This is a genomic window from Streptomyces sp. NPDC007856, from assembly GCF_042868225.1.
Classification (GTDB): Bacteria; Actinomycetota; Actinomycetes; order Streptomycetales; family Streptomycetaceae; genus Streptomyces.
Genome location: NZ_JBIAEC010000008.1, coordinates 321,600 through 346,568, shown reverse-complemented (window position 1 = coordinate 346,568; position 24,969 = coordinate 321,600). Strand labels below are relative to the sequence as shown.

Below are 24,969 nucleotides of genomic sequence, written 5' to 3'. Positions count from 1 at the left end.
CGGCCCGGCATACCCCGCGGGCCGGTGGGACCGGGCCGACCAGAGGGACCGGAGGGGCCGGGCGACCCCGAGGGGCCGTACAGAACGCCGTTCCCCTGGAGGTCGATGCGATTTCCCTGGATTTCGTCGAGCTGCTGTTGGTGGACGACGAGCAGAGCTGACTGCGCGACGACCACGACAGTCAGCACCGCGCCGAGCACAAGGCGGCGCTGCGGGCTACGCAACGCCTCGACCACGCTACTCACATTGCTCCTCATGCTGCGTGACGGCGATAGGGCGAGGGACGGGGCCCGATCCCAGGCGAGCGGGCTCGGGGCGGCCGGCACCACTCCGTTCCCGATCGAGTGGAGAAGTCGGACTAGCTCGACGTCGGCGCCGGCGGGGCGACGGCGTCCTTCCCGTCCGTGCCGTCCTTCCCGTCATGACCATCCTGCCCGTCCTTACCCTCCTTTCCGTTCGTCCCGTCCTTGCCCGCTGGGCCGATGGGGCCGGGCGGACCGGGAGGACCGGAGGGACCGGAGGGACCGGGAGGACCGGGCTGGAGGCGCTCTTGGAGGTCGATGGGTTGTGTCTGGAGAGTGTCGATCTGCATCTGCTGGGCGATGAGCGCAGCCGACTGCGCGACGAGCGCGACGGTCAGCACTGCGCCGAGCACTAGGGGGCGCCGCGGGCTACGCAGCGCTTCAATCACGCTTTTCACATTAGTCCTCACGCTGTGTGACAGCAAAAGTGTATGGGACTGCGACTCGGTTGACGTGGATCTGCATGCCGAAGGGCGTGCCGGTTCGGGCATATGCGTTCGGGTTCGCTCATCCGGAATGGCGGCCTCGGCACCCTTGTTGACCAGTCGTCAGTCATCGTGGAAAAGGGAGAGACGACGTGCGACTGCGCTGTGCGGTGCTGGACGACTTCCAGGGTGCGGCCGTCGAGTCGGCCGACTGGTCGGTGATCGAGGACGGGGTCGAGGTCGTCGCCCTGCGTGAGCATCTCGGCGGCGAGGACGCCCTCGCCGCCGCCCTCGCCGACTACGACATCGTCGTCACGCTGCGCGAACGCGTGCCGTTTCCAGGGTCGTTGCTCGCTCGCCTGCCCCGGCTGCGGCTGATCGTCGCCACCGGGATGCGCAACACCGTCATCGACTACGCCGCCGCCGAGAAGCACGGCGTCACCGTGTGCGGCACCGACAGTTCAGGCATTCCGCCCGCCGAGCTGACCTGGGCTCTGCTGCTCGGGCTGGCCCGCGGGATCGTCGAGGAGAACACCGCGCTGCGCACGGGCGGCCCCTGGCAGTCCACCGTCGGCACCGATCTGCACGGCGCCCGGCTCGGCGTACTCGGCCTCGGCAGGATCGGCGGGCGGGTGGCCCGGGTCGGGCTCGCCTTCGGCATGCACGTCAGCGCGTGGAGCCCGCGTCTCACCGAGGAGCGCGCCGCCGCGTACGGTGTCGAACTGGCCGCGTCCAAGGAGGAGTTGCTCGCCGACAGCGACTTCGTCTCGGTGCAGGTGCCCGGCGGTGACAGCACCCGCGGCCTCATCGGCGCCGCCGAACTCGCCTTGATGAAACCGACGGCCTATCTGATCAACACCTCCCGGGCGTCGGTCGTCGACCAGGACGCCCTGCTGGCCGCGCTGCACGAGGGCCGGATCGCGGGCGCCGGCGTCGACGTCTTCGACATCGAGCCGCTGCCCGCCGACCACCCGATGCGCACCGCACCCCGCCTCCTCGCCACGCCCCACCTCGGCTATGTCTCGCGGGCCAACTACGCGACGTACTACGGCCAGGCGGTGGAGAACATCCGCGCCTATCTGTCCGGTTCCCCCGTACGGCGACTGCCCTGAGCCCACCAGGACGGGTGAGGAACCTGCCGTCGGGTGACGCCCTCCGTGGCAGTCCAGTGACCGGCCGAGCAGGCCGACGAACCGGTCACCAACAGCCGGTCACGGCACCGGCCGTTGCCGCTGAGCGCTCCTTCGTCGAGGGCACGCGGATCACCCCCTGAGGGCCATCCGGTGCGTACGACGGTCCGGGCGGGTTGGGCGGGTCAGGGGGCGTCCATGTTCAGGCCGGGGCCGAAGGTGCGCAGGCCGGAGCCGACAGCGCGCCGTCGACGGGCAGCTGGGGCAGGGTCCGGTCGGGCAGGAGGCGCCCGGTGACATGGCGCGGGCCGTCGGGCGTGCCCGGGGTCGGCAGTGGCAGCTCCAGGCCGGCCTTGGGCACCTCCATGCCGAGAGGGACTGGGAGACGCCCTCCAGCGGCACCGGGACGGGAACCGCGGCCGGTCACTCATCAGCTCGTCCAGAAATCCCACCAGCGGGTCAGGATCAGCATGCCGATCACTCCGATGTGCAGGACCGGAAGCACCCAGGTGAATTCGGCGAAGAAGCTCTTCAGCCAACCCGGCGCGGGCAGGAAACCCTTTTGGACGATCAGTGAGGTGGCATACCAGAACATCAGGATCGTGGCGACCCAGGCCAGGCAGCACCACAGGCACAGCGCGTTGATCCGGTACAGCGACTCGAACTGCAGCCAGGAGACGAACCCGACGCCGAACAGGCAGCCGGCCTCGAACAACAGCCAGTACCAGCCGGGGAAGCGGGCACCCGCGATGAGGCTCATGCCCACGCAGATGACGATGCCGTAGGCCACCAGGCCGAGCATCGGGTTGGGGAATCCGAACACCGAGGCCTGGGGGCTCTTCATCACGCTGCCGCAGGACACCACCGGGTTCAGGCTGCAGCCGGGCACGAAGTTCGGGTTCTGCAGCAGCTTGAACTTGTCGAGAGTGATGACCCAGGAGGCGAGCAGTCCTGCCGCCCCGGTGATCACCAGCAGCAGTCCGAGGCCTCTGCCGCCTGCCAGGGTCCTGGGCATCAGCCGCGCAGGCTGGTCGCCGGCAGGACGACGTGCGCTGCGGCGGTCAGGGTCTCCTCCGCGCCGGCGAACCGGGCCAGCGCGGCCGCCTCTACGGGCTTGCCGGGCTCTGCCTCGGGCCAGGCCCGGGTCGTGAAGACGAGGTAGGCGTGGCCGCGCCGGCCGACGGCGGCGAGCCACTCCGGGGGCGCGTCGGCCTGGGCGACCAGCTGCTTCATCCGCAGGACGGCCTGCCCCGCCTCGACCAGCAGGCTGACGGGAAGGCCGGGCCGACCGTCGCCGTCGACCAGGTCACCGCCCACGGGCAGCCCGTTGCTCTCCAGCAGCCTCCGCACGGCGGAGGAGGAGGCCTCCGGTCCGCCCTCGGCGTCGCCGAGAGGGTAGGCGAGCAGGTAGGGCATGTCACCGTCGGGAGCCTCTCCGCTCCAGGCCAGCACGACGATCGTGCCCAGGTCGGCGAGGCCGGAGGCAAGGGTTGCGCTTGAGGTTGAGGTCACCGCGCGATCGTATCGACGGCCCCGGAAGCAGTCCGACGACGCTTCACTCGACCGGACCAGCGGCTCGTGTTGTCCATACGAACGAGGGACGCCTCTCGGCGCCCCTCGAACACCGCCCAGGTGCGTCAGCTCTGCAACGGCAGGCCACCCAGCAGCCGGGTGTGCTGGTTGAGTGCACCAGTCACGCCCTTGACGGCGTGGAGCACGGAGCCCCGGTTCTCCGTGTCCAGCGCGCCCGACTGGTGGTGCAGCGGCATCACGTCGAGAGGACCTTGGGTGAGCCTGTTCACGGCGCCGTTGAGGCTGGTGGGCGTCACATCGGCGGCTCTTTGGGCGAACGCGGGCGCGGCGGTACCGGCGAAGACGACGGATCCGACAAGTACGGCGGCGGTTTTCAAGGGCTTCATCGATTCCCCTTCTTCGGCGAGTCACTGCGTATCGACCGTCTCGGACGCCGTGTTCAACGATTCTCGGCCGGGGTGGAAACCCCGGGTGGAGAAGTTCTCCGCACCCGCCGAGTCCTCGTATGAGCCTGGAAAATATGAGCCCGGAAAAGGAGATCAAACAGGATGACGCCGCTGCGCCGGTGAGGAAAGACCGGCGCAGCGGCTGTACGGGTGCCGGGAACGTACCTGTTGAGTCGGCACGGACCACGGTGCTGCTCACCCCCGTGGCTGCTGCCCAGCAACCCTCAGAAGGCCGCGACGCCATTCGGCGTGCCAAGCCCGGTCGGGCCGTCATAGCCCGGACGTGCCGTGCACAGGTAACTTCCACCGCAAGAGCCGTTGCTGCCCGAGACCACATCATTGAGTGCCGAGGTATGGCTGTACGGGTAGGAGCCGTAGACGGTCGATGCGGCATTGCCCGCAAGCGCATAGACGCTGGCAACGATCGGGGAGGCCACGCTGGTGCCGCCCACCTGGATCCAGCCGTCGGCACCATGTACCAGGCCGAGGGAGATCAAGATGTCGCACATGCTGCTCTGACCGCAACTGTTGTAGGTGTCGTAGGTGGCCACCCCGGTATACGGGTCGGAGACAGCAGACACATCCGCGACCGTCCGCCGACTGCAGTCGGGATCGTGCTGCCAAGCGGGCTTTGGCTGATAGGCCGAGCAGCCCGAACCGGAGCCGCTCCATGCCGTCTCACTCCAGCCACGGGAGTTGGACGCCTTGCTCAGCGACGTCCCGCCAACCGCCGTGACATACGGGGAAGATGCGGGCCAGGACACACCGTAGCCGGAGTCACCGGAACTCACGGTGATGGCGACACCGGGATGGTTGAAGTGCACGTCATCGGACGGCACCGCGTTGGTCTCCGACTCGCCCCAACTGTTGGAGATGGATGTCACACCGGGTGTGGCGGCCGCTTGATCTTCGGCTTTCATCAGGTCGGAGGTGTAAGCCGAATTTGCCTCTACCAGCAGGATGCGGCAGTCGGGGCAGGCGGCGGAGACCATGTCGAGATCAAGGCTGATCTCTTCCGCCCAGCCGTAGTCGCCCGGCGGAAGCGGTGACGTCTGCCCGTTCTGGTTCACCTTTCTGAAGCATCCGTTGGCCGTGGTGCACGGGGGAAGGCCATAGGACTTTCGGTACACCGCCAGGTCGGACTCGGCCTTCGGATCGTCGTAGGCATCGACGATGGCCACCGTGCGGCCCGAGCCGGACGTGCCGCCCAAGTGGTATGCCGATCGCAGGGCGGACGGTGTGTAGCCGGCGCTGGTCGGAGACCCACTGACAGTTGGCGAAATCTGCCCTCCGGCGGTTCGGTGTCCCACCATAAGACCGAAACAGCGAGCCATGTCGGGAGAGTTCGGGTGGGCACACCCGAACTCGACTACGTCCTTGGGGTCCTGCGTCCCGGTCGATGTCCGGTTCCCGGAACTCTCGGCACGGTGAGTATCGACCGACAGTGGGCGAGCGTGGGCAAGACCGCCGCTCATACACATCGCGAGCAGAGTGAGCAATGTTGAGACGACTGTTGCCCGGCGCCATGCCGGAGGCCTTGGTGAACGATGCCTCAGTGTGTGCCGAGCCGATGACGGTCTGGTGGGTTCTTGGTGCATCACGCCTCTTGTCGCATCCGAGACCGCTAAATCCATCTGAAGCCGAGAAGGCATAGGATTAGAAAGGGACCGCTTTACCGGCGGAGAAGAACCTCGGCGGCCGACGCGGCCCATGTTTCGTCTTTCCGGCGTACCGGAAGTGTGCGGTCGACCAGCAGCTTTTGCTGAACCCATGCTGTAGCAGGAGACGGTGTTTGCGTTGCTGCAACACTTTTCTCCCACCCGTACGGCGCATGGACCCGCCCAATGATTTCCGCCTGCGTCGAGCAGTGCCGCAGTCCCCCCGCCCGCCCGTGATACGACGCAGTCGGATGCGGTGTCGGGGTCTTCGAACAGATCCCGTGACAGGGCGTCGCACGGCGGTGCCTTCTTGAGCCGGGCTTTCCAGGACCAGGCGGTGGAGTTTCGCCCGCACCCCTGGCCTTCGAGCAAGCCGAACGAGATGACCTCTCGGGCCGACCCGGCGAAGGCTGGTGCCGCCCGCCTGTTCAGGACAGCCATTACGCCGAGGAACACGCCAACCGGCCGCCTTCCCTTGCGGGTTGGCGGCCGGTCGACGGAGGGCCTGAGGCGTCAGTGGTTGGTGCAGCCGCTGCCGAACGCCGGGTTCAGCAGACCGATGACGTCGACAGTGTTGCCACAGACGCCGACCGGCACGTGAACCGGAATCTGGGCGGTGTTGCCCGACAGGACGCCCGCGGAGTTGCTGGCAGTGCCGTTCGCGCCACTGTCGGCGGCGGCGAGGCCGGCGGCGCCGCCGATGGCCGCGGCGGCGACGGAGGTGAGAACGAGGCCCTTCGCGATACGCGACATGAGGAAATACTCCTTGGATTGAAAAACAGCATCCGGGCGAATGCCCGATGTCATGTCAACGCGCGGTACAACAGGAGGGTTGTGCCGCCGAAAGAGTGATCTGAGGAAGACCGGTTTCGAGAGCACCGACCAGTAATGCCACGCCGTCGGCACAGCGAGGGCCCTCCTGGTCGGCTCGGCCGCCAAGAGGGCCCTTCTGGACACCGACCGCCCGGGTCGGTGCGCTCCAGCCGACGGCCTGCTGCGGCCGCGTCGACTGGTCGGCTTCGGGGGCCGGACGTCGCCACGTCCGGCCCCCGGCAGATCACCGTTGGTGTGCGGCTCGGCTTCGCCGGTACAGGATCACGCCGGCCGCGATCAGCACAGAGCTGATGCCCGAGGCCGTCAGCATGGCCCCGCTGCCGGTGGCCGCCAGGGTGGCGCGGGTGGGGCCACTGACGTCCATGGGGGTCGTGTCCGACGACCGCACCTGGTCGGTGGAGCTGTCGGACCACTTCTGTTCGGCAGTGGCGGGGTGCCGGGGGGCCGGAAGGTGGGCAGTGGACGGAGTATGCCTGCCACTCTTCGAGGGAGGTGTCTGGGCTCGTCCCGGGGCAGGTGTCTGGGCTTGTCCCGGGGCAGGTGTCTGGGCTTGTCCCGGGGGAGTCGCCACGGAGCTTGAGTCGGAGTCGCCCTGGCCCGGGACGTTGGGCGAGCTCGGCGAGCTCGCGTTCGACGCACCGCCACACGAACCCCCGAACGCCGGGTTCAGCAGGGCAATGGCATCGACGGTGTTGCCACACACGTTGACCGGCACATCGACCGGCGCCTGCACGGTATTACCGGACACCACCCCGGGCGAGCCCACGGAGGAGCCCTGACTCGAGGCGCCCGGCGAACTCGGCGAGCTCGCGCCCGACGCACCGCCACACGAACCCCCGAACGCCGGGTTCAGCAGGGCAATGGCATCGACGGTGTTGCCACACACGTTGACCGGCACATCGACCGGCGCCTGCACGGTATTACCGGACACCACCCCGGGCGAGCCCACGGAGGAGCCCTGACTCGAGGCGCCCGGCGAACTCGGCGAGCTCGCGCCCGACGCACCACCACACGAACCCCCGAACGCCGGGTTCAGCAGGGCAATGGCATCGACGGTGTTGCCACACACGTTGACCGGCACATCGACCGGCGCCTGCACGGTATTACCGGACACCACCCCGGGCGAGCCCACGGAGGAGCCCTGACTCGAGGCGCCCGGCGAACTCGGCGAGCTCGCGCCCGACGCACCACCACACGAACCCCCGAACGCCGGGTTCAGCAGGGCAATGGCATCGACGGTGTTGCCACACACGTTGACCGGCACATCGACCGGCGCCTGCACGGTATTACCGGACACCAGCCCGGGCGAGCCCGTGGAGGTGCCGCTCGCGTTCGAGTCCGCGAGGGCGGGGCTGCCGTACAGGGACAGAACGCTCGTCGCGGCAGCTGCCACGACGATTCCCCTGCTCAGGGTCTGTCGCACTCTTGTTGTCTTCCTGCTTGGAGAAATGAAGAACTGGGAAAGCCGGCCTTGGCACAGCAAGCGGTGGTGGTCCAAGGCCGACTGTGGCGCAGCCGGACGGCTGGCGCCGTTACCCGGTCAGGAGTTGGTGCACAGGGAGCCGGACGCCGGGTTCAGCAGGGTGACGAGGCCGATGCTGTTGCCACACACGCCGACGGGAATGTGCACGGGGACCTGGACCGTGTTGCCGGAGAGGACGCCCGGGGAGTTGGCGGCGTATCCGCTGGCGCCGGCATCGGCGAAGGCCGGAGCGGCCACGCCCAGAGCCATAATCGCTCCGGCGACAACTGCAGCACTCTTCTGCATGAAATTTCCTTTCTCTCCGGTCATGCCTCTTTGGCGGTAAGACCGAGCGAGCACAGTTTGAACGGCTCGCGCCATGACCGACATTTCTACAACGAGGAATAGACAGCCCGGGAAACTGCGGAACGCGAGCCACCAAGGAATTCACCCGAACGCCTTGGCAGACTTGACACTCCGGCGCTGTAAAGAGCGGCAAACTGGCGGTCGGCGCCGAACGGGTGGCCGGCGTCTGGGCGCGGCAACCGCTGTCGCGGCCGTTGCCTTCTTCCGCCTTCGCTCTCCTTACCTGACAGGCACCCACGTCACCTGGTGAACTCACACGTTCCTCCACATCAACCGCGGCCGGCGGGTCTGGTTTCGGTGATTCACCCGGTCGGACGGTTCAGGATCGGAAGCAGGCAGTGACACAGGACCTCGCAGCACGCCCCGACGGAATTTCGACGTGGGCCATCGGAGTGAAGCCGCACAACCAGGGAAGGTCGCGGCAGTTGATTCAGGATGCTCCGCAAGACGGGGTTTCTTCAGAAGGGAACCAGCAAGTGATCAAGAAGGTTCTGGCCACCGCTGCGGTCGCCGCTTCCGTTGTCGGCGTCTCCGCCGCGGTCGCGCCCCAGGCACTGGCCACCGGCAATGACACCGGCACCACGTCCGCCAGCGGAGACAGCGCCTCGCAGACGTTCGGCAACTCCGCCACGTACGGCACGATGAGCCCCCAGATGGCGCTCATCCAGGGGTCATTCAACAAGCCCTGCGTCGGTCTGCCGGCCAAGGCGAACCTGGCATCGCTCGCCGGAGTCGTACCGGTATCCGTACAGGACATCCCGGTCCTGTCGGCGCCGCAGAGCCAGCAGTGCGTCGAGAACTCCACCCAGGCCAAGGGCGACGAGCCGCTCTCGCACCTCGTGGACGACCTCTCCGTTCTGTCCGGCAACGGCACCCACAACAGCTGAGCCCCACCGCCGGCACTCGGCCGGCTTGCCGGCGTCGGCCTCTCGGAGCCGTGCGCCGGTCCGTACCGCTCACCGCGACCGACGGGGGCATCGGTCGCTTCGTCCCACGGTACCGAGCCGCACGGGGCAAACCCTGCACCCACGGGGCGGGACCACCGCGTTGGTGGTCGGCTTCCTTCCCGGATCCGCATTTCGAAAGGGCATGAGAATGAAGAAGCTGTGGGCAACCACGGCGGTCGCCGCTTCGGTCGCCGGCATCGCGGCTGCGGCCGCTCCCCAGGCGCTCGCCATCGGCAACGACACCGGAACCAGCTCCGTCAGCGGCACCGGCGCCTCGCAGACGTTCGGCAACTCCATCACGTCCGGCACCATGAGCCCGCAGCTCTCGCTGGTCCAGGGCTCGCTGAACAAACCCTGCGTGGGCCTGCCCGCCAAGGCGAACCTCGGTTCGCTCGTCGGCGTGGTGCCGGTCACGGCGCAGGACGTCCCGGTCCTGTCGGCGCCGCAGAGCCAGCAGTGCGTCGAGAACTCCACCCAGGCCAAGGGCGACGAGCCGCTCTCGCACCTCCTGGACGACGTCTCCGCCGTGTCCGGCAACGGCACCAACAACAGCTGAACAACGTTCCGCAGCGGCGGGTCACCGGTCCTTCCGGTGACCCGCCGCTTCGTTGTCTACGGCCGCCTGCGGTACAGCTCCTCGATCTGCTCGGCACAGCGGTCCACGACCGCGTGCCGTTTCACCTTCAGCGACGGCGTCAGCAGCCCGTTCTCCTCGGTGAACTCCCCCTCCACGAGCGCGAAGGCGCGAATGGACTCGGCGCGGGAGACCGCCTGGTTGGCGTGGTCGACCGCCTTCTGCACCTCCGCGCGCAGCCTTTCGTCGTGCACCAGCTCGGCGAGCGGGGTGTCCGGCGGCAGCTTGTGTACCGACAGCCAGTGGGCGACCGCCTCCGGGTCGAGGGTGATCAGCGCGGCCACGAAGGGGCGGTTGTCGCCGACGACCACGCACTGGCCGACCGGCGCGTGGCTGCGCAGCCGGTCCTCCAGGACGGCCGGTGAGACGTTCTTGCCGCAGGTCGGCCAGGGAGCCGGTGGTCAGTGGCGGCGCCAGGGCCGCGGCCCGCACCTCGCGCACGGTGCCGGTGGCGTCCCTGACGATCTCCACCGAGACCCGCTCCGCCAGATCGGTGCGCTGCCGTGCCCGTTTCAGGTCCCTGCGTACGCCCATGACGACTCCCGGTCGCGGCTCTTGCGAAGGCTCGTGCTCCCGGGGCAACTTACTCACAGGTAAGGACAGTCAATGGGTCGGGCAGACTCCTCCCCGCACCTCTCAGGAGACGATGTCCTTGCGGGCGAAACCGCGGAAGGCCAGGGCGAACAGCACCAGGGCGTACGTTATGGAGATCGCGGTGCCCTGGATCATGCCGGACCACTCCGGGTGCGGCTGGACCGCGTCGGCCCAGGCGAACTGCCAGTGCGCGGGCAGGAAGTCGCGCCAGTGGCCGAGCGCGGTGACGGCGTCCAGGACGTTGCCGACGATGGTCAGACCGACCGCGCCGCCGACCGCGCCGAGCGGGGCGTCCGTCTTCGTCGACAGCCAGAAGGCGAGCCCGGCGGTGACCAGTTGGGACACGAAGATGTACGCCACGGTCACCACCAGGCGCTGCACCGCCGTCCCCGTGTCCAGCGCGCCGCCGGTGGGTATCTGCAGCGGGCCCCAGCCGTACGCCGCCGTGCCGACCGCGAGGGCGACCACCGGGAGCAGGATCATCGCGGCGAGGCTCAGCCCCAGCGCCACGGTCAGCTTGGACCACAGCAGCCGGGCCCGGGGCACGGGCGCGGCGAGCAGATAGCGCAGGGAGGACCAGCTCGCCTCCGAGGCGACCGTGTCCCCGCAGAACAGGGCGACCGGGATCACCAGCAGAAAGCCGGCCGAGACGAACAGGTTCACCGCGGCGAAGTTGGCGCCGGACGCGGTGGCCGTGTTCATCAGGGTGATCCGGCCGTCGCGGCTCGACGGGTCGCCGCCGATCGCGAAGGCGATCAGCAGCACGAAGGGCAGCAGCCCGAGGACGGCCCCCATGACCAGGGTCCGGCGCCGCTTGAGCTGGCGGACCAGCTCGACCCGCAGGGGCAGGGTGTGCCGCGTCTGATAACCGGAGGCGACCTCGGTGAGCGTGCTCATGCAGAACCTCCGATCAGGGTGAGGAAGGCGTCTTCCAGACGGCGGTGCGGGCCGACCGAGGCGACGGCCACCTCGAGCCGCACCAGCTCCACGACCAGCCGCTCGGTCGTGCCGCCGGGGTCCAGCCGGATCAGCAGCCCGTCGTCGGTGCGCACTGCGGAGGCGACGCCGGGCAGCGCGGCGACCTTCTCCACGACCGGCTCCTCCACGGGCGTGGCGGTGCCGACGAGCAGGGTGTCGCCGGAACCGATGATCTCGCCGACCGGGCCGGCCTGGACCAGTCGGCCGCGGTCCATCACCACCAGGTGGGTGCAGGACTGCTCGACCTCGGCGAGGAGATGGCTGGAGACGATCACCGTGCGGCCGGCGGCCGCGTAGCGGATCATCACCTCGCGCATCTCGCGGATCTGGGGCGGGTCGAGGCCGTTGGTGGGTTCGTCGAGGATGAGCAGGTCGGGCAGGCCGAGCATGGCCTGGGCGATGGCGAGGCGCTGGCGCATGCCCTGCGAGTAGGTGCGCACCGCGCGGGCGAGCGCGTCGCCGAGCCCGGCGATCTCCAGGGCCTCCTCCAGATGGGCGTCCTGAGGGGGGCGGCCGGTGGCCCGCCAGTACAGCTCCAGGTTCTCCCGGCCCGACAGGTGCGGCAGGAAGCCCGCGCCCTCCACGAAGGCGCCGACCCGCGACAGCACGGGCGCGCCGGGCCGGATCGCGTGACCGAAGACGCGGATCTCGCCGTCGTCCGGGGTGATCAGGCCCATCAGCATGCGCAGGGTCGTGGTCTTGCCCGCGCCGTTGGGTCCGAGCAGGCCGAGCACCTGGCCCTTCTCCACCCGGAAGGACAGCTCGCGCACCGCGTACCGGTCGGCGGACTTCGCGTACCGCTTGCTCAGGTCCTTGATCACGAGCGGGACGTCGGCCAGCTCCGGGTCGGGCGCCGGGCCGGCCGTACGGCGGCGGGCGGTGAGCAGCAGGGCGAGCGCGGCGGCGGCGCCGGCACCCGGCAGCCACCAGACCCAGGAGGGCAGGGGGGCCGCGGCGGTGGTGACGGCGGGGGCCGTCGGCACGCTCAGCTCCCCCTTGAGGGAGACGGTGTAGGTGGCCGGGGCGGCCGGTGAGGCGTAGCCGAGGTCGGTGGAGGCGAGGACGAGGCGGAGCCGGTGGCCCTTCTGCACCTCGTGGTCGATCGCGGGGAGGGTGACCGTGACGTCCTTGCCCGCCTTGGCGCCGGTGACCCGGAAGGGGGCGACGAGCTGGGAGGGCAGCACCTGCTGGGTGCCGCCGCGGCCGACGTCGTAGACCTTGCCGAACAGGACGGCGTCGTCGCTGGTCGAGGTGATGTGGACGGTCGCGGTCGGGGTGCCGGTGATCTGCAGGTCGCGGGTGAGCGGTGCGGAGTCGAACTTCGCGTACTGGCCGGGGAAGTCGAGGGAGACGCCGAGGCCCAGCGCCGACAGCTGACCGAGGCCGCCCGAGCCGCCGAGGCCGGGCAGGGCGGAGACGCCGGGCGGGCTGGCGCCGGCCGGGTTGGTGATGTGCTGGGTGACGCCGGTCAGGGCGATGCCGCGCGGGTGTTCGCGCAGGCCGGGGTAGCTGCCGGCGGTCGCGCCGCGCAGCTGGGCGGTGCCGTCGGTGGAGTTCACGCCGCCGGTGCGGGTGATCCGGAAGGCCGGGCCGGTGCCGACCGAGGCGTCGCCCTTCAGATACCGGTCGAACCACGCACGCACGCGTGCCTGCACCCGGCCGGTCTCCATGTCGCCGCCGTCATGGCCGCCCGCGATCCAGTCGACGCCCACGGGCGCGCCGTTCGCCCGGATCGCCTTCTGGGCGGCGTCGGACTGGCCGAGGGTGAACAGGGAGTCCGTCTGGCCCTGCAGCAGCAGCGTGGGCACCTTGATGCGGGAGCCGACGGCGGACGGCGAGCGCTCCTGCAGGAGTTCACGGGCGGCCGGGTCCGGGGTGCCGGACTCGGCCACCCTGTCGTACATCCGGCACAGCTCGGGCTCGAAGCGGGCGCAGCCGCCGCCCAGATTGAGGAAGACGCCGGCCCACAGCTTCTTGAACACGCCGTTCGGGAACAGGGCGTCCGCGAGGTTCCAGTAGGTGATGGCCGGGGCGATGGCGTCCACCCGGTGGTCGTACCCGGCGGCGAGCAGGGAGATCGCGCCGCCGTAGGAGCCGCCGGCCATGCCCACGCGCGGGTCGCCCGGCTTGTCGAGCTGGACCTCGGGGCGCTTCGCCAGCCAGTCGAGGAGCCGGGAGACGTCGGCGACCTCGCCCTTCGGGTCGTTGAGCCCGATCTTTCCGGTGGACTTCCCGAAGCCGCGCGCGGACCAGGTCAGGACCGCGTACCCGTCCCGGGCGAGGTCCTCGGCCTGCTGGCGCATGTCGTCCTTGTTGCCGCCGAAGCCGTGCGCCAGCAGGACGGCGGGGTGGCGGCCGGCGCCGGCCGGGGTGAAGTACGAGGTGTCCAGGCGCACTCCGTCGACCGCCATGGCCTGGTCGGTCCTGTGCACCGGGGGCGTGTCACCGGATGCGGCGGCCGTCCAGGTGCCGGCGCCGGCGAGCACCACGACGGCGGCCGCGGCGGCGAACAGCCGGCGCGGCCCCTTGAGCAGCCCTCGCAGTGGAGGCACCCGAAGATCCATGCCTCAACGGTACGGGCCGCCACCGACAACCGAGGGAGCCGGTGGGCTGAACCCCCGCCCCTCCCGCAGGAGTACGGGGTCTGCCCGGCGTACACCAGCCGTGGTACGAAGGCGCATGGACATTCACCGGGCCACCACCGTCGCGGAGGTCGTCGCCGCCGAGCACCTGTTCGACAACCCGGCGCGCCCCGAGTGGGCGGAGCGTTTCCTCACCGCCGCCGGGCACCATCTGCTGCTGGCGTACGCGCAGGACGAGGGGGTCCCCGTCGGCTTCGTCAGCGGCGTCGAGACGGTCCACCCGGACAAGGGCACCGAGATGTTCCTGTACGAGCTGGCCGTGGACGAGCCGTACCGGCGCCGGGGCATCGGGCGGGCGCTGGTGGAGCGGCTGGCCGCGCTGGCCCGGGAGCGCGGCTGCTACGGCATGTGGGTCGGGGTCGACGCCGGGAACGACGTCGCCCTTGCCGCCTATCGCAGCGCGGGCGGCAAGGACGACGATTCGTGCAGGGTGTTGACCTGGGAGTTCTGACTACTCCTGCGCACCCTCGGCGAGTTGCTCCTCCTCGGCGAGCCGCATGTCCTCCGGAAGGGACACCAGCCAGCGGGTCTCACGGCGCGGGCGGAGGTAGAAGGCCCAGTAGAGGGTGGCGACGGCGGTGATGCCGCCGGTCCACCACAGGTACGACGGGTCCTGCTCGACCAGGACGTAGACGAGGACGGCGATCAGCAGGACCGGCATCGTCGGCCACAGCGGCATCCGCCAGGCCTTCTTGGGGCCGTGCGCACCGCGCCGGGCGAGCAGCGAGGCGATCGCGACCAGCAGGTACAGGCCGGTGACGGCGACGCCGGTGACGCCGTAGAGGGTGTCCAGGTTGACGAAGCAGAGGAAGGCACCGGGGACGCCGACGACGAGGGTGGCGACCCAGGGGGAGCCGAACCGGCCGAGCTTGGCGAGGGCGTTGTTGACCGGGGCGGGCCAGGCCTTGTCGCGGGCGGAGGCGAACAGTACGCGGGAGTTCTGGATGACCATGACGATGCCCGCGTTGATGATCGCGAGGGCGACGCACAGGCTGACGAAGGTGCCGACGGCCGAGTTGCTCCAGGCGATGACCATGCTGCTGATGTCGCCGCCGGTCAGGGTCTTCAGGTCACCGGCGCCCAGGGTGATCGCCACGACCGGCACCAGGATGACGACGCTGGAGATGGCGAGGGTCGCGAGGACGGTGCGGGCGACACTGCGGCGCGGGTTCTCCAGCTCCTCGGAGAGGTAGATGGCGGTGGAGAAGCCCTGGGTGGCGAAGAGGGCGATGGCGAGCCCGGAGAGGACCATCATGGCCGTGACCGGGTTGACGTGAGCGTGGTCACCGGCCACCTGGAGCGAGCTGACGAGGCTGCTCGCACCGCGGTGGGAGTGGGTGAAGCCGAGCAGGGCGACGACTCCGGCGGCGACGATCTCCAGGACCAGGAAGATGCCGGTGATCCAGGCGTTGGCGCGCAGGTCCAGCAGGCCGGCGAGGGTGGCCGCGATCATCACGCCGGCGCCCGTCATGGCCGGGTCGAGGTGGACGATCGGGGCCAGGTAGTCGGCGGTGCCCATCGCGATGACCGGAGGGACGATCATCACGACGAGCAGCGACATCACGAACGCCAGCCAGCCGGCGAGCCGACCGGCCAGGGTGGAGACGATGGCGTACTCGCCGCCCGCGCTGGGGATGAGGGTGCCCAGCTCGGAGTAGCAGAAGGCGACGGGGATACAGAGGAGCGCGCCGATGACGAGGCAGAGCGCCGTCGCCGTGCCCAGGCTGGAGAACAGATCGGGCACGATCACGAAGAGCGTGGAGGCGGGCGTGACGCACGAGAGGGTGAGCAGGGTGCCGCCGACGACGCCGATGGACCGCTTGAGTTTCTGAGGGCTGTCAGAAGCGGCTGTCACGGCTGTGTCGACAGGGCGGAGCGTGTCGGTCATGCGGCGGTTCCGATCGACTCGTGCGAGTGAGGGTGGGGGTCGGGAGCGCTATCGCCTCCGGCGGCTGGTCGTACATGCTCTGGTCCGCTCCCGGCGGCTGAATGGAACCCCGACGAAAACCGCCGCGTCAATGGGTGTTCACCTACGGAATCCGCAGCAATGAAGCGGCCGATCGCCGATTCTCGTATCAACGGTCCCTATGGGCGGGCCCTTGCGGCCGTACGAGAATCGCAGCGCCCCCGCACAAAAAAACAGGGCCGTCCGCATAGCGGACGACCCTGTCGGGCTCTCTCGGCCCCTGTCGGTCGCTCAGTGGTTGCGCGGGAAGCCCAGGTCCACGCCCGCCGGTGCGTCGGCCGGGTCGGGCCAGCGCGTGGTGACGACCTTGCCGCGGGTGTAGAAGTGCGTGCCGTCGTTGCCGTAGATGTGGTGGTCGCCGAAGAGCGAGTCCTTCCAGCCGCCGAAGGAGTGGTAGCCCACCGGCACCGGGATCGGCACGTTCACGCCGACCATGCCCGCCTCGATCTCCAGCTGGAAGCGGCGGGCCGCGCCGCCGTCCCGGGTGAAGATCGCCGTGCCGTTGCCGAACGGCGAGGCGTTGATCAGCGCCACGCCCTCGTCGTAGGTGTCGACGCGCAGCACGCACAGCACCGGGCCGAAAATCTCGTCCTGGTAGGCCTTGGCGCTGGTCGGCACCTTGTCCAGCAGCGAGATGCCGATCCAGTGGCCGTCCTCGAAGCCCTCGACCGTGTAGCCGGTGCCGTCGAGCACCACCTCGGCGCCCTCGGCCGCGGCCCCGGAGACGTACGACGCCACTTTGTCGCGGTGGGCGGCGGTGATCAGCGGGCCCATCTCGGACGTCGGGTCGTTGCCCGGACCGATCTTGATCTTCTCGGCGCGCTCGCGGATCTTCTCCACCAGCGTGTCACCGATCGAGCCCACGGCCACGACCGCGGAGATGGCCATGCAGCGCTCGCCCGCCGAGCCGTAGGCCGCGCTCACGGCGGCGTCGGCGGCCGCGTCCAGGTCGGCGTCCGGCAGCACCAGCATGTGGTTCTTGGCGCCGCCCAGGGCCTGCACCCGCTTGCCGTTGGCGGAGGCCGTGGTGTGGATGTAGCGGGCGATCGGGGTGGAGCCGACGAAGGACACGGCCTTGACGTCGGGGTGCTCCAGCAGGCGGTCCACGGCCACCTTGTCACCGTGCACGACGTTGAACACGCCGTCCGGCAGACCGGCCTCGGACAGCAGCTCGGCGATCTTGAGCGACGCCGACGGGTCCTTCTCGGACGGCTTCAGCACGAACGTGTTGCCGCACGCGATGGCGATCGGGAACATCCACATCGGGACCATCGCCGGGAAGTTGAACGGCGTGATGCCGGCGACGACACCGAGCGGTTGGCGGATCGCGGCCACGTCGACGCGGCTGGCGACCTGCGTGGACAGCTCGCCCTTCAGCTGGACGTTGATGCCGCACGCCAGGTCGACGATCTCCAGGCCGCGCGCGACCTCGCCGAGCGCGTCGGAGTGCACCTTGCCGTGCTCGGCGGTGATCAGCTCGGCGATGTCGTCGCGGTGGGCGTCGAGCAGCGCGCGGAACCGGAAGAGGATGGTCGTGCGCTGGGCCAGGGAGGACTGGCTCCAGGTGGTGAAGGCGTCCTTGGCGGCTGCTACGGCCGCGTCCACCTCCTCCACCGAGGCGAACGCGACCTTCGTGGTGACCGCGCCGGTCGCCGGGTCGGTGACCGGCCCGTACGTGCCCGACGCGCCTTCGACGGTCTTCCCGCCGATCCAGTGGTTGACGATCTTCGTCATGCCCAGAGACTCCTTATTACAGATGGCGGCGTCGGGTCGAGACGTGCCGTTCGTACAGCTCTCGTGCCTTGACCGCGGACGGTCGGGTCGCGGTCTCGGCCACAGGAACATCCCACCAGGCCTGCGCCGGAGGCGCGCCCGACACAGTGTCGGACGTTTCGGTCTCCACGTAGACACATGTGGGAGTGTCGGCGGCGCGCGCCTCGGCGAGCGCCTCGCGCAGCTCCCGTACGGTCTTCGCGCGCAGTACCCGCATGCCCAGGCTGGCCGCGTTGGCGGCGAGGTCGACCGGCAGCGGGGCGCCCGTGAACGTCCCGTCCCCGGCCTGGAACCGGTAGGCGGTGCCGAACCGCTCGCCGCCCACCGACTCCGAGAGCCCGCCGATGGACGCGTACCCGTGGTTCTGCACCAGCAGGATCTTGATCGCGACGCCCTCCTGCACGGCCGTCACGATCTCGGTCGGCATCATCAGATACGTGCCGTCGCCGACCAGCGCCCACACGTTCCGCTCCGGCGCGGCGAGCTTCACGCCGAGCGCGGCCGGGATCTCGTAGCCCATGCAGGAGTAGCCGTACTCCAGGTGGTACTGGTCCACCGACCGCGCCCGCCACAGCTTGTGCAGATCGCCGGGGAGCGAGCCGGCCGCGTTGATGATGATGTCGGACTCGTCCACCAGGGCGTCCAGGGCCCCGATGACCTGTGGCTGGGTGGGTCGCATGTCCGGCTCGTCGGCCTCGAAGCAGGCGTCGACGCGTTGCTCCCAGCGCTCCTTGTCCTCGGTGTACTCGGTGACGTACGACTGAGCCACCTTGTGCCCGTGCATCACCAGCGCCTCGGTCAGCTCGCCCAGGCCGCTGCGGGCGTCGGCGACCAGCGGGAGTCCGGACAGCTTGTGGCCGTCGTACGGCGCGATGTTGAGGTTGAGGAAGCTGACGTCCGGGTTCTCGAAGAGGGTGCCGGAGGCGGTGGTGAAGTCGGTGTAGCGGGTGCCGACGCCGATCACCAGGTCCGCGGTGCGGGCCAGTTCGTCGGCGGTCGCGGTGCCGGTGTGGCCGACCCCGCCCACGTCCTGCGGATGGTCGTGGCGCAGGGAGCCCTTGCCGGCCTGGGTGGAGGCGACCGGGATGCGGGTGGCCGCCGCGAACTCGGCGAGGGCCAGCTCGGCGCGGCTGTGGTGGACTCCGCCGCCCGCGATCACCAGCGGCCGGCGTGCCTCCCGGACCGCCCGGACCGCCTCGGCCAGCTCGGTCGGGTCCGCGCCCGGCCGGCGTACCGTCCACACGCGCGTCGAGAAGAACTCCTTCGGCCAGTCGAAGGCCTCCGCCTGCACGTCCTGCGGCAGGGCGAGGGTGACCGCGCCGGTCTCCACCGGGTCGGTGAGGACCCGCATGGCCTGCAGGGCGCTCGGGATCAGGGCCTCCGGGCGGGTGATGCGGTCGAAGTACTTCGACACCGGGCGCAGGGTGTCGTTGACCGACACATCGCCGGCGTACGGCACCTCCAGCTGCTGCAGGACCGGGTCGGCGGGGCGGGTGGCGAAGACGTCACCGGGCAGGAGCAGGACCGGCAGGTGGTTGACGGTCGCGAGGGCGGCGCCGGTGACCAGGTTGGTGGCGCCGGGGCCGATCGAGGTCGTCACCGCGTGCGTGGACAGCCGGTTCGACTGGCGGGCGTAGCCGACGGCCGCGTGCACCATGGACTGCTCGTTGCGGCCCTGGTGGTACGGCATGACGTCGGCGTACTCGATCAGCGCCTGCCCGAGCCCCGCGACATTGCCGTGCCCGAAGATGCCCCAGGTGGCGCCGATCAGCCGCCGCCGTGCGCCGTCGCGTTCGGTGTACTGGGCGGCGAGGAAACGGACCAGCGCCTGGGCGACGGTCAGCCGGATCGTCGTCATCGGTAGCCCCCTGTGCTCTCTACGTGATCGGGGTGGAAGCAGATCCGCCACTCCCGGGTCTCGCCCGGGCCCGCCATGACGTTCAGGTAGTACATGTCATGCCCGGGCTGCGCGATGGACGGCCCGTGCCAGCCGTCGGGGACGAGGACGGCGTCGCCGGAGCGGACCTCGGCGAGCACGTCCGCGCCGCCCGCGCGCGAGGGGAACACGCGCTGGTAGCCGAGGCCCTTCGGGCCGTCGATCTCGAAGTAGTAGATCTCCTCCAGCTCGGACTCCTCGCCCGGCCGGTGCTCGTCGTGCTTGTGCGGCGGGTACGACGACCAGTTGCCGCCCGGGGTGATCACCTCTACGGCGATCAGCTTGTCGCAGTCGAAGGAGTCCGCCGAGGCGAAGTTGCGCACCCGGCGGGCGCAGGAGCCGCTGCCGCGCTCCTCGACGGGGACCTCCGGCGCGGGGCCGTAGCGGGCGGGGAGTCGTCGCTCGCACTTCGCTCCTGCCAGGGCGAAGCGGCCTCCCGCGCCGGAGGCGATCTGGACCCGGGCGTCCCGGGGAACATACGCGAAGTCGGAGACGTCCGCGAACACGCTTTCCCGGCCCAGGAGTTGGAACTCTTCCTTGTCGTTCGATGCGGTCGCAATTTGTACGGTACATCCGCCTTCCAGCGGAAGCACGATCCACTCACTGTCCCCGGTGGTGAACGTATGTGTGCCACCCGGCGCCAACTCGACCACGCGCAGGCTGCTGTGCGTCCAGCCGGCCAACTTGGGGTCGATGTCGACGGCGTACTGGGCGTTCGCGGTGGCGCCCCTGGGCAGATGCAGATCGGTGCTGGTCATGCGGCCCTCACAGCAGTCCTACGGCGGTGTCCACGGCGGCGGCCACATCGCCGTCCGCCGGGTACAGCAGCGAGCGGCCGACCACCAGGCCGCGCACGGTGGGGAGTTGCAGCGCGCCGCGCCACTTCTCGTAGGCGGCGACCTGGTCCTCGGGCGAGTCGCCGATGTCGCCGCCGAGGAGGACGGCCGGCAGGGTGGAGGTCTCCATCACCCGGGCCATGTCGTCGGGATTCTCGGTGACCGGCACCTTCAGCCAGGTGTAGGCGGAGGAGCCGCCGAGACCGGAGGCGATGGCGATGGACCGGGTGACCGCCTCGGCGGACAGGTCGTTCTTCACCCTGCCCTCGGGGGTGCGGCGGCTGATGAACGGCTCCACGAAGACCGGCAGCCGGCGCGCGGCCATCTCGTCGACGGCGCGGGCGGTGGACTCCAGGGTGGTCAGGGAGCCGGGGTCGTCGTAGTCGATGCGCAGCAGCAGCTTGCCCGCGTCGAAGCCGAGCCGCTGGATGTCCTCGGGGCGGTGACCGGTGAACCGGTCGTCCAGTTCGAAGCTGGCCCCCTGCAGTCCGCCCCGGTTCATGGAGCCCATGACCACCTTGTGGTCGAGGGCGCCGAGCAGCAGCAGGTCGTCCAGGATGTCCGCGGTGGCGAGGACGCCGTCGACACCGGGCCGGCTCAGTGCCAGGCACAGCCGTTCCAGCAGGTCGGCGCGGTTGGCCATGGCGAGCTTGCGGTCACCGACGCCGAGCGCGCCCCGGGCGGGGTGGTCGGCGGCGACGATCATCAGTTTGCCGTTCTCGTTCAGGAGCGGCCTGCGGGCCCGGCGGGTGGCGGCCTCGGCGATCGCCTCGGGGTGGTGGGTGCGGACGCGGACGAGTTCGGCCACGTCGACACGGGGCCTGCGTCCGGCGTCCCCGCCCTCGGTGTGGGTGCCCGCGACCCGGCCGGCCCTCACAGCACCGCTCCGGCGTCGAGCGCGGCGGCCACCTCGTCCGGGGTGGGCATCGCGGAGGAGCACTCCAGGCGGGAGGCGACGATGGCGCCGGCCGCGTTGGCGTGCCGCATGATCGTCTCCAGGTCCCAGCCCTCCAGGAGTCCGTGGCACAGGGAGCCGCCGAAGGCGTCCCCGGCGCCGAGACCGTTCAGGACGTTGACGGGCAGGGGCGGGACCTCGGCGGACTCGCCGTCGCGGCTGACGGCCAGGACCCCCTTGGGCCCCTGCTTGACGACGGCGATCTCGACCCCGGCGTCGAGCAGCGCGCGGGCGGCCGCATGCGGTTCGCGTACGCCGGTGGCCACCTCCACCTCGTCCAGGTTGCCGACGGCGACCGTGGTGTGGCGCAGGGCCTCGGCGTAGAAGGGGCGGGCCGCGTCGGGGTCGGTCCAGAACATGGGCCGCCAGTCGAGATCGAAGACGGTGGTGCCCGCCTTCGCCCGGTGGGCGAGGGCCGCGAGGGTGGCCGTACGGCTGGGCTCCTCGCTCAGGCCGGTGCCGGTCATCCAGAAGATACGGGCGGCACGGATGGCGTCGAGATCGAGTTCATGGGCGTCGATCTCCAGGTCGGGCGCCTTGGGCTGCCGGTAGAAGTAGAGCGGGAAGTCGTCCGGGGGGAAGACCTCGCAGAAGGTGACCGGGGTCGGCAGGCCCGGGACCGGGGAGACCCAGCGGTCGTCGACGCCGAAGCCGCGCAGCGCCTCGTGCAGATAGACGCCGAACGGGTCGTCGCCCGTGCGGGTGATCACGGCGGTGCGCCGGCCGAGCCGGGCCGCGGCGACCGCGACGTTCGTCGCCGACCCGCCGAGGAACTTGCCGAAGGACGACACCTGGGCGAGCGGGACGCCGGTCTGCAGTGGGTAGAGGTCCACTCCGATCCGCCCCATGGTGATCAGGTCGTAGGCCATCGGCTTCCCTTCGTCATGACTCTCCCCGGCTTTCTAGTCCCGTACGGCGAACCCTGTCAATGTTTTGTCCAGACATTCGGACCAGCTCTTGACACCGCTTTCCGCGCGCCCGCACGCTGACGCCCATGACGTCGCTGTCACCCTCCTCCTCACTGTCCCGTATCCGGATCGGATCGGCGCCCGACTCCTGGGGCGTGTGGTTCCCCGACGACCCGCGCCAGGTGCCCTGGCAGCGCTTCCTCGACGAGGTGGCCGACTCCGGCTACGAGTGGATCGAGCTGGGCCCCTACGGCTATCTCCCCAGCGACCCCGCGGTGCTCGCGGAGGAGACCGCGCGGCGTGGCCTGAAGGTGTCGGCCGGCACCGTCTTCACGGGCCTGCACCACGGTGAGTCCGTGTGGGACAAGACGTGGGCGCACGTGTCGGACATCGCGGCCCTCACCCAGGCGATGGGTGCCCGGCATCTCGTCGTCATCCCGTCCTTCTGGCGGGACGACAAGACGGGCGAGGTGCTGGAGCCGGACACGCTGACCGCCGAGCAGTGGCGGAACCTGACCTCGCTGACCGAGCGGCTGGGGCGGGAGGTGCGGGAGCGGTACGGGCTGACGATCGTCGTCCATCCGCATGCCGACACCCATATCGACAGCGAGGAGAACGTCAGCCGTTTCCTCGACGGTACGGACTCCGACCTGGTGTCGCTGTGCCTGGACACCGGGCACTACGCGTACTGCGGCGGGGACAGCGTGCGGCTGATCGAGACGTACGGCGAGCGGATCGGGTATCTGCACCTCAAGCAGGTGAATCCGGGGATCCTGGCGGACGTACGGGCCGAGGGGACGCCGTTCGGGCCGGCGGTGGCTCGGGGCGTGATGTGCGAACCGCCGCGCGGGGTGCCGGAGTTGAGGCCCGTGCTGGAGGCCGCGCAGCGGCTGGGGGTGGATCTGTTCGCGATCGTCGAGCAGGACATGTATCCGTGTGCGCCGGATGCGCCGCTGCCCATCGCCCGGCGGACTCGGGCGTTTCTCCGGTCTTGCGGGGTGTAGGGGCGGCTGTCGACCAGGGATTGCGGTTGCCGCCCGTAGCATGGGCGGCGTGTCCTGGGAGACCGTGCCTGCCCGGCCGCATCCGGCATTGCGGCCCGGTGTGATCACTTATCGCGGGGTGCGGGTGCACCTCGACCGGCCGCGCCGCCGGCTGGAGGCGCCGATCGGGGCGGCCACGTTGCTGCTGGGTTTCGAGCAGCCGGTGCACATCTCCCGTGCCGGGCGGCCCCCCGTGTCACTGGTGTCCGTGGTCAACGGGCTGACCACCGTCCCGGCCCTCGGCGAGCACGGGGGCCGGATCTCCGGCATCGAGGTGCTGTTGGAACCCTGGGCCGCGTTCGGCCTGTTCGGAACGGAGCAGTACGAACTCGCCAACCGGTCGATCGGCCCGGACCAGCTGGACTCGGTCCTCGGCCAACTGGTGGGCGCCCTCGCCGCGTTGCCCACCTGGGCGGAACGGTTCGCCTTGCTCGACCGGGTGTTGCTGGAGCGGTTCGGTGCCGGTGTGCCCGTCTCCGAGCGGGTGGTGCGCGCCTGGTCACTGCTGCGGCGGCACTCCGGCGTGCTTCCGGTGCCCCGGCTGGCCGAGGAGGTGGGCTGGAGCGTACGGCATCTGGAGAACCGCTTCCGGGAACAGATCGGTCTGCCTCCGAAGGCCGCGGCCCGGGTGCTGCGGCTGCAGCGGGCGCGGCGGCTGCTGGCCGCGGGACACGGGCAGGCGGAGACCGCGGCGGTGTGCGGGTACTACGACCAGGCGCACTTCAGCGGCGAGTTCAAGGCCATGACGGGCTGCACTCCCGGAGAGTTCCTGGCGGCCCGCAGGCTGCCGGCGGCGAGCCCCGTGAACGACCGGCTGGCGGGCGAGGCCACCAGCCTGCTGCTCGCCTCCGGGCGGGGTGCGCTTTTTTCCAAGACCCGCGCGGGCAGCACCGGGCACGCTGATCGCCCGGCCATCAGGCTCCCGGGGGAAGCGGGGGCCTCCGGCGGCCAGGGGGACTGATCCGGGAGGACGCCCCCGCGGGGGAAGCGGCCGCCGGCGGGCGCGGGGAAGCCGGCGGGCCGGGTCTGACGCAGCGGACCCGGCCCGCCCTCGCGACCTGGTGCCACCGGCCCCGGACCGCCTGGTTCGTTGCCCTGGATCGGCCTGGTCCGCCACCTCGGATCGGCGCGAAAATCAACGTGCCGCGCCGACGCCCGGGCGTACGCCTTTGCGTCGGCCGTGTCACAAAAACCCCTTCTGTGTCACACATGTTGCGCGTACGCGGATTCTGCGTCACATGGTGTCGACAGACGCTTTCCCCTGGTCACTCTGCGTCGTTCACCGGTCGCAGGCTTGGTGATCGCCAGCGCAGCGCCCGGCTCCCCCGACGGCCGTCCACGGTCGCCGCTGTGGCGCGCGCAGGGAGGTGCAACTCATGACCGACCGAAGGCTCTGGTCCTACAAGGAGATCGCGGCGCACATCAGGGTGCAGCCGGACACCGTACGGTCCTATCGCAAGCACGGACTGCTGCCCCCGCCCGACCATGTGGAGGGCGGCAAGCCCTACTGGTACGCCGAAACCGTCCGCGCCTGGGTCGCCTCCCGGCCGGGCAACCGCAGCCGCAAGTGACCTCCCCGTGAGTCGACCGGTAGGCCGCTC

General features: G+C 70.2%; 23 protein-coding genes and 1 pseudogene. 7 read left to right on the top strand and 17 right to left on the bottom strand.

All coding sequences use genetic code 11. The features are described from left to right. Positions 1–879 precede the first annotated feature (879 nt). Positions 880–1,839, top strand: coding sequence for a D-2-hydroxyacid dehydrogenase family protein (locus ACFYOH_RS21560; protein ID WP_388627699.1), 960 nt, complete (start codon positions 880–882; stop codon positions 1,837–1,839). A gap of 220 nt (positions 1,840–2,059) precedes the next feature. Here the strand turns inward: ACFYOH_RS21560 and ACFYOH_RS21555 are convergent, their stop codons facing one another. From ACFYOH_RS21555 to ACFYOH_RS21520, 8 genes are all read right to left on the bottom strand, one after another. Continuing rightward, a complete protein-coding gene (locus tag ACFYOH_RS21555; protein WP_388627697.1) occupies positions 2,060–2,224 on the bottom strand; it encodes a hypothetical protein in 165 nt (54 codons plus the stop codon). A 63-nt stretch (positions 2,225–2,287) separates the two neighbouring features. After that, positions 2,288–2,872: a vitamin K epoxide reductase family protein gene (locus ACFYOH_RS21550; RefSeq protein ID WP_388627695.1), complete on the bottom strand. Its 585-nt coding sequence runs from the start codon at positions 2,870–2,872 to the stop codon at positions 2,288–2,290. Further along, positions 2,872–3,369, bottom strand: coding sequence for a DUF5949 family protein (locus ACFYOH_RS21545; protein WP_388627693.1), 498 nt, complete (start codon positions 3,367–3,369; stop codon positions 2,872–2,874). Before ACFYOH_RS21545 ends, ACFYOH_RS21550 begins: the two co-directional genes overlap by 1 nt. 125 nt (positions 3,370–3,494) lie before the next feature. Further along, positions 3,495–3,776, bottom strand: coding sequence for a hypothetical protein (locus tag ACFYOH_RS21540; protein ID WP_388627691.1), 282 nt, complete (start codon positions 3,774–3,776; stop codon positions 3,495–3,497). Positions 3,777–4,060: 284 nt separating this feature from the next. Then, positions 4,061–5,047: a S8 family serine peptidase gene (locus ACFYOH_RS21535; RefSeq protein ID WP_388627689.1), complete on the bottom strand. Its 987-nt coding sequence runs from the start codon at positions 5,045–5,047 to the stop codon at positions 4,061–4,063. A 960-nt stretch (positions 5,048–6,007) separates the two neighbouring features. Beyond that, the gene (locus tag ACFYOH_RS21530; protein ID WP_388627745.1) at positions 6,008–6,247 is read right to left on the bottom strand and encodes a chaplin; all 240 of its coding nucleotides are present in this window, start codon (positions 6,245–6,247) and stop codon (positions 6,008–6,010) included. A 304-nt stretch (positions 6,248–6,551) separates the two neighbouring features. Beyond that, positions 6,552–7,751 carry a chaplin family protein gene (locus tag ACFYOH_RS21525; protein ID WP_388627687.1) on the bottom strand — a complete coding sequence of 400 codons (1,200 nt, stop codon included), beginning with the start codon at positions 7,749–7,751 and terminating at the stop codon, positions 6,552–6,554. 117 nt (positions 7,752–7,868) lie between these two features. Further along, the gene (locus ACFYOH_RS21520) at positions 7,869–8,096 is read right to left on the bottom strand and encodes a chaplin (RefSeq protein ID WP_388627685.1); all 228 of its coding nucleotides are present in this window, start codon (positions 8,094–8,096) and stop codon (positions 7,869–7,871) included. 536 nt (positions 8,097–8,632) lie between these two features. Between ACFYOH_RS21520 and ACFYOH_RS21515 the strand changes: the two genes are divergently transcribed. Beyond that, positions 8,633–9,043 carry a rodlin gene (locus tag ACFYOH_RS21515; RefSeq protein WP_388627683.1) on the top strand — a complete coding sequence of 137 codons (411 nt, stop codon included), beginning with the start codon at positions 8,633–8,635 and terminating at the stop codon, positions 9,041–9,043. Positions 9,044–9,251: 208 nt separating this feature from the next. Then, positions 9,252–9,659 carry a rodlin gene (locus tag ACFYOH_RS21510; RefSeq protein ID WP_388627682.1) on the top strand — a complete coding sequence of 136 codons (408 nt, stop codon included), beginning with the start codon at positions 9,252–9,254 and terminating at the stop codon, positions 9,657–9,659. 56 nt (positions 9,660–9,715) lie between these two features. Here the strand turns inward: ACFYOH_RS21510 and ACFYOH_RS21505 are convergent. From ACFYOH_RS21505 to ACFYOH_RS21495, 3 genes and pseudogenes are all read right to left on the bottom strand, one after another. Then, positions 9,716–10,114: pseudogene (locus ACFYOH_RS21505) on the bottom strand (long-chain fatty acid--CoA ligase); the annotation flags it as partial. Positions 10,115–10,373: 259 nt separating this feature from the next. After that, complete coding sequence (locus ACFYOH_RS21500; protein WP_388627680.1) at positions 10,374–11,228, bottom strand: ABC transporter permease; 855 nt, start codon at positions 11,226–11,228, stop codon at positions 10,374–10,376. Next, entirely contained in the window at positions 11,225–13,873 is a 2,649-nt protein-coding gene (locus ACFYOH_RS21495) for a CocE/NonD family hydrolase (RefSeq protein WP_388627678.1), read from the bottom strand. Before ACFYOH_RS21495 ends, ACFYOH_RS21500 begins: the two co-directional genes overlap by 4 nt. A 115-nt stretch (positions 13,874–13,988) precedes the next feature. Between ACFYOH_RS21495 and ACFYOH_RS21490 the strand changes: the two genes are divergently transcribed. After that, positions 13,989–14,402, top strand: coding sequence for a GNAT family N-acetyltransferase (locus ACFYOH_RS21490; RefSeq protein ID WP_388627676.1), 414 nt, complete (start codon positions 13,989–13,991; stop codon positions 14,400–14,402). Here the strand turns inward: ACFYOH_RS21490 and ACFYOH_RS21485 are convergent, their stop codons facing one another. From ACFYOH_RS21485 to iolC, 6 genes are all read right to left on the bottom strand, one after another. Further along, positions 14,403–15,839, bottom strand: coding sequence for an APC family permease (locus ACFYOH_RS21485; RefSeq protein WP_388627675.1), 1,437 nt, complete (start codon positions 15,837–15,839; stop codon positions 14,403–14,405). A 309-nt stretch (positions 15,840–16,148) separates the two neighbouring features. Beyond that, complete coding sequence (gene mmsA, locus ACFYOH_RS21480) at positions 16,149–17,651, bottom strand: CoA-acylating methylmalonate-semialdehyde dehydrogenase (RefSeq protein WP_388627674.1); 1,503 nt, start codon at positions 17,649–17,651, stop codon at positions 16,149–16,151. A 16-nt stretch (positions 17,652–17,667) separates the two neighbouring features. After that, positions 17,668–19,548 (bottom strand): 3D-(3,5/4)-trihydroxycyclohexane-1,2-dione acylhydrolase (decyclizing), encoded by a 1,881-nt coding sequence (gene iolD / locus ACFYOH_RS21475; protein WP_388627672.1) that lies wholly within the window; start codon positions 19,546–19,548, stop codon positions 17,668–17,670. Continuing rightward, entirely contained in the window at positions 19,545–20,384 is an 840-nt protein-coding gene (iolB, locus tag ACFYOH_RS21470; protein ID WP_388627671.1) for a 5-deoxy-glucuronate isomerase, read from the bottom strand. The genes iolD and iolB overlap by 4 nt, the downstream gene beginning before the upstream one ends. A gap of 7 nt (positions 20,385–20,391) precedes the next feature. Continuing rightward, positions 20,392–21,339: a deoxyribose-phosphate aldolase gene (locus tag ACFYOH_RS21465; RefSeq protein ID WP_388627670.1), complete on the bottom strand. Its 948-nt coding sequence runs from the start codon at positions 21,337–21,339 to the stop codon at positions 20,392–20,394. Next, positions 21,336–22,286 (bottom strand): 5-dehydro-2-deoxygluconokinase, encoded by a 951-nt coding sequence (gene iolC / locus ACFYOH_RS21460; RefSeq protein ID WP_388627668.1) that lies wholly within the window; start codon positions 22,284–22,286, stop codon positions 21,336–21,338. Before iolC ends, ACFYOH_RS21465 begins: the two co-directional genes overlap by 4 nt. Positions 22,287–22,411: 125 nt before the next feature. Between iolC and ACFYOH_RS21455 the strand changes: the two genes are divergently transcribed. The 3 genes from ACFYOH_RS21455 to ACFYOH_RS21445 all read left to right on the top strand — a co-directional run bounded on the left by ACFYOH_RS21455 (position 22,412) and on the right by ACFYOH_RS21445 (position 24,939). After that, positions 22,412–23,329 (top strand): sugar phosphate isomerase/epimerase family protein, encoded by a 918-nt coding sequence (locus tag ACFYOH_RS21455; protein ID WP_388627667.1) that lies wholly within the window; start codon positions 22,412–22,414, stop codon positions 23,327–23,329. Positions 23,330–23,369: 40 nt separating this feature from the next. Beyond that, on the top strand, positions 23,370–24,329 hold the full coding sequence (locus tag ACFYOH_RS21450; protein WP_388627665.1) for a helix-turn-helix domain-containing protein: 960 nt from the start codon (positions 23,370–23,372) through the stop codon (positions 24,327–24,329). Between the two features lie 415 nt (positions 24,330–24,744). Next, complete coding sequence (locus tag ACFYOH_RS21445) at positions 24,745–24,939, top strand: helix-turn-helix transcriptional regulator (RefSeq protein WP_388627663.1); 195 nt, start codon at positions 24,745–24,747, stop codon at positions 24,937–24,939. Positions 24,940–24,969: the final 30 nt, after the last annotated feature.

Bases quoted from the DNA above. Each gene is read 5' to 3' on its own strand.
- ACFYOH_RS21555 (WP_388627697.1), bottom strand. From the start codon at position 2,224: ATGGAGGTGCCCAAGGCCGGCCTGGAGCTGCCACTGCCGACCCCGGGC.
- ACFYOH_RS21550 (WP_388627695.1), bottom strand. From the start codon at position 2,872: ATGCCCAGGACCCTGGCAGGCGGCAGAGGCCTCGGACTGCTGCTGGTG.
- ACFYOH_RS21540 (WP_388627691.1), bottom strand. From the start codon at position 3,776: ATGAAGCCCTTGAAAACCGCCGCCGTACTTGTCGGATCCGTCGTCTTC.
- ACFYOH_RS21530 (WP_388627745.1), bottom strand. From the start codon at position 6,247: ATGTCGCGTATCGCGAAGGGCCTCGTTCTCACCTCCGTCGCCGCCGCG.
- ACFYOH_RS21520 (WP_388627685.1), bottom strand. From the start codon at position 8,096: ATGCAGAAGAGTGCTGCAGTTGTCGCCGGAGCGATTATGGCTCTGGGC.
- ACFYOH_RS21510 (WP_388627682.1), top strand. From the start codon at position 9,252: ATGAAGAAGCTGTGGGCAACCACGGCGGTCGCCGCTTCGGTCGCCGGC.
- ACFYOH_RS21500 (WP_388627680.1), bottom strand. From the start codon at position 11,228: ATGAGCACGCTCACCGAGGTCGCCTCCGGTTATCAGACGCGGCACACC.
- ACFYOH_RS21495 (WP_388627678.1), bottom strand. From the start codon at position 13,873: ATGGATCTTCGGGTGCCTCCACTGCGAGGGCTGCTCAAGGGGCCGCGC.
- ACFYOH_RS21490 (WP_388627676.1), top strand. From the start codon at position 13,989: ATGGACATTCACCGGGCCACCACCGTCGCGGAGGTCGTCGCCGCCGAG.
- ACFYOH_RS21485 (WP_388627675.1), bottom strand. From the start codon at position 15,839: ATGACCGACACGCTCCGCCCTGTCGACACAGCCGTGACAGCCGCTTCT.
- mmsA (WP_388627674.1), bottom strand. From the start codon at position 17,651: ATGACGAAGATCGTCAACCACTGGATCGGCGGGAAGACCGTCGAAGGC.
- iolD (WP_388627672.1), bottom strand. From the start codon at position 19,548: ATGACGACGATCCGGCTGACCGTCGCCCAGGCGCTGGTCCGTTTCCTC.
- iolB (WP_388627671.1), bottom strand. From the start codon at position 20,384: ATGACCAGCACCGATCTGCATCTGCCCAGGGGCGCCACCGCGAACGCC.
- iolC (WP_388627668.1), bottom strand. From the start codon at position 22,286: ATGGCCTACGACCTGATCACCATGGGGCGGATCGGAGTGGACCTCTAC.
- ACFYOH_RS21455 (WP_388627667.1), top strand. From the start codon at position 22,412: ATGACGTCGCTGTCACCCTCCTCCTCACTGTCCCGTATCCGGATCGGA.
- ACFYOH_RS21450 (WP_388627665.1), top strand. From the start codon at position 23,370: ATGGGCGGCGTGTCCTGGGAGACCGTGCCTGCCCGGCCGCATCCGGCA.
- ACFYOH_RS21445 (WP_388627663.1), top strand. From the start codon at position 24,745: ATGACCGACCGAAGGCTCTGGTCCTACAAGGAGATCGCGGCGCACATC.